This is a genomic window from Neisseria sp. P0021.S005 (genome assembly GCF_051956955.1).
Genome location: NZ_JBQCWY010000420.1, coordinates 1 through 2,648 on the forward strand (window position 1 = coordinate 1; position 2,648 = coordinate 2,648).

Below are 2,648 nucleotides of genomic sequence, written 5' to 3' on the forward strand. Positions count from 1 at the left end.
GGCATCGGCTACACCGGCGGCACCATCCGCGACTTAAGCCAACGCGCCCTCGACTACACGCCGCCGCTGCCCGACAACGCGCCCGAATCCGAACGCAAACAATACGGCCAAGCCGACCGCTTCAGCCACTTTATCGACGACGAACTCTCCGCCCTGCTCGACAGCAAATACCGCATCGATACCCAAAACCAAGCCGTCTTCGGCCATTCTTTCGGCGCCTTGTACGGCCTCTATTCCCTGTTCACCCGCCCCGAACGCTTCCGCCATTATTTGCTGGTGTCGCCGTCTATCTGGTGGCAAGACCGCCGTGTACTCGATTGGCTGCCCGGCACATTGCCGCAAGGAATCGGCATCCGCCTCGGTGCAGGCGAACATGAAGGCAGAAACAACCGTCCCGACCAAACCAGCCGCGGCATGGTTGCACAAGCCAAAATCCTTGCCGGCACTTTGCACCATCTCGGCGCAGATGTCCGCTTCACCCTCTACCCCAACGCCAATCACGGCAACGCCCCGTTTTACGCCCTGACCGACTGCATCGAATATTTGCGCAGCGCATGGCAGCGTTGAAGCAGGTTTGCCAAACATTGAGGCCGTCTGAAACGCAAACTTAGAAGCGTATTGAACCTATTGGATCGATCTAAAATCCAATTATAAAAAGGCCGAGACCTTTGCAATAACATAGACCTTTGCAATAACATAGGTTGAGACCTTTGCAAAGGTCTCGGGGCATGAAAAAGGGAGAGGCTACCTGAAAAATAGATTTTCAGGTAGCCTCAAACCGGTTTGGCATGCATCCGAAACGGAAAATTTGAGCGGTTACATACCTTGGGTTGGTGGCAGTGTTATTTCAACTTGGCTGCCAATTTGTCGAATTTTTGTTTGATGTCGGCCTTGAAGGCTTCCACTTTCTCTTTGCGCTCGGCTTTGCGCTGTTTTTTCCAAGCTTCGTGTGCCTGACGTGCCACTTCTTCCTGCGCTTCTATTGCTGCCAATACGTCCTGTTGGGCAACGGCTACATCTTGTCGGAGAATAACGGTTTTGAAACGGTGGAAGAAAGCATCCAATACAGCTTCGTTGGATTCTTGCGCCAAAATAATGATCGCAGTACTGCCGTTATCCAGTTTTTTGGCTGTATTTTCTAGCAACGCCCCCTCTCCCAATGTTTGGGCAGTGCCTACATCACTGCCGATGAGTGCGCCAGTAGCTCCACCCAACAGAACACCGATAGGACCGCCGAGGATGCCGACCAGCGAACCAATGAGGCCGCCCGTCCATGCGCTTTCGGCCGTATTGGCGGTAAAGTCGGTGCTTTCTGCTGGGATAATCAGGTCATTTTCCTTTTTAATCAAAACGGCTTGTGCCACCAAAGCATCTGTTATCTGCGAGTAAGCTTTCAATTCAGAAAAGGCTTGATAAGCTTCGCTGGAGATGTCGAATAAGGCAACGATGATGTTTTGTTTCATAAGTCCACTCCCGTAGATTGAAAGATTTAAGAACATACAAGTTGTATGCAGTGTCATTGTAAATTACAAGGGGGGGGGGAACAATGCGGCAAACAGAACTTTACCTATGTACAGCCTGTAGAACCGGCAAACGGATAACGAACAATACCCAGCCTTTTGCCTGTAGGAAATCGTCGCATCGTTCACACCACAGGTTGAGAGAAATAAGCCTGCAAGACCTCAAGCATCGTCTGAAATCCGTTTCCACTCCAACGCTAAATCGTACAAGGCTTTTTTGCTTTCGCCGGTAATCTTGGCGGCAAGCTCGGCGGCTTGTTTGGTCGGCAACTCGGCCGCAAGGATTTTCATGGTATTTTGTGCCGCCTCGGGTAAATCGCTGTGTTTCTCTTTTACCGCAGGGTGCAACACCAGCACCATCTCGCCACGCGTTTGATTGCTGTCGTTTTTAAGGGCGGCTTGGATTTCGGCAACCGTGCCGCTGAGGAAGGTTTCAAACGTTTTGGTAATTTCTCGCGCCAAAGTCAAACGGCGTTCGGGAAACTGTGCGGCCATATCCGCAAGGCTTGCTTCGATACGGTGTGGCGTTTCAAACATCACAATCGGAAAATCGGCTTCCGCCCATTTGGCCAACAGCTTTTGACGTTCGCCGGCTTTAGGCGGCAGGAAACCGTTGAAGTAAAAATCGGATTCCGTCACACCTGCCACGCTCAACGCCCCCATGACCGCGCTTGCGCCGACCACAGGCACCACTTTAAATCCGGCTTCGCGCACGCGGGCGGCAAGTTTCGCACCGGGATCGCAAACCGCAGGTGTGCCCGCATCCGAAACTTGGGCGACACTCAGGCCGTCTGAAAGATAGGCGATGATTTTATCGGCCATTTGCTGCTCGTTGTGTTCGCGCACGCTCACGAGTTTGCCCTGAATGCCGTACGCACTCAAAAGCTGGGCGGTAACACGGGTGTCCTCGGCGCAGATAATGTCGGCCTTTTGCAGCACGGCCAGCGCGCGCAGCGTTATGTCGGCTAAATTGCCGATGGGTGTGGCGACAACGTATAATGTCTGTTTTTCGATGCTGTCGACGGCTTTTTGCAGGTGTTTTGTGTACATAGATTCAAGGCCGTCTGAAACGGCGTCTCTTTAAAAACAATGATTATATAACGGGTAAACTTTTCATGCGCTTAAACC

Annotated in this window: 3 protein-coding genes; 1 reads left to right on the forward strand and 2 read right to left on the reverse strand. The window is 52.1% G+C overall.

Going from position 1 to position 2,648, the window contains the following annotated elements; all coding sequences use genetic code 11:
• On the forward strand, positions 1 to 567 hold a 567-nt coding region (locus ACTHUE_RS15025; RefSeq protein WP_440402995.1), incomplete at its 5' end, for an alpha/beta hydrolase.
• Between the two features lie 275 nt (positions 568 to 842).
• Here the strand turns inward: ACTHUE_RS15025 and ACTHUE_RS15030 are convergent.
• Both ACTHUE_RS15030 and rsmI read right to left on the reverse strand, forming a co-directional pair.
• Complete coding sequence (locus tag ACTHUE_RS15030) at positions 843 to 1,463, reverse strand: DUF1269 domain-containing protein (protein WP_440398697.1); 621 nt, start codon at positions 1,461 to 1,463, stop codon at positions 843 to 845.
• Between the two features lie 219 nt (positions 1,464 to 1,682).
• A complete protein-coding gene (gene rsmI, locus ACTHUE_RS15035) occupies positions 1,683 to 2,570 on the reverse strand; it encodes a 16S rRNA (cytidine(1402)-2'-O)-methyltransferase (RefSeq protein ID WP_049336857.1) in 888 nt (295 codons plus the stop codon).
• Between the last annotated feature and the right edge of the window lie 78 nt (positions 2,571 to 2,648).

Excerpts from the sequence above, each read along its gene's own strand:
- ACTHUE_RS15030 (WP_440398697.1), bottom strand. The coding sequence starts at position 1,463 with ATGAAACAAAACATCATCGTTGCCTTATTCGACATCTCCAGCGAAGCT.
- rsmI (WP_049336857.1), bottom strand. The coding sequence starts at position 2,570 with ATGTACACAAAACACCTGCAAAAAGCCGTCGACAGCATCGAAAAACAG.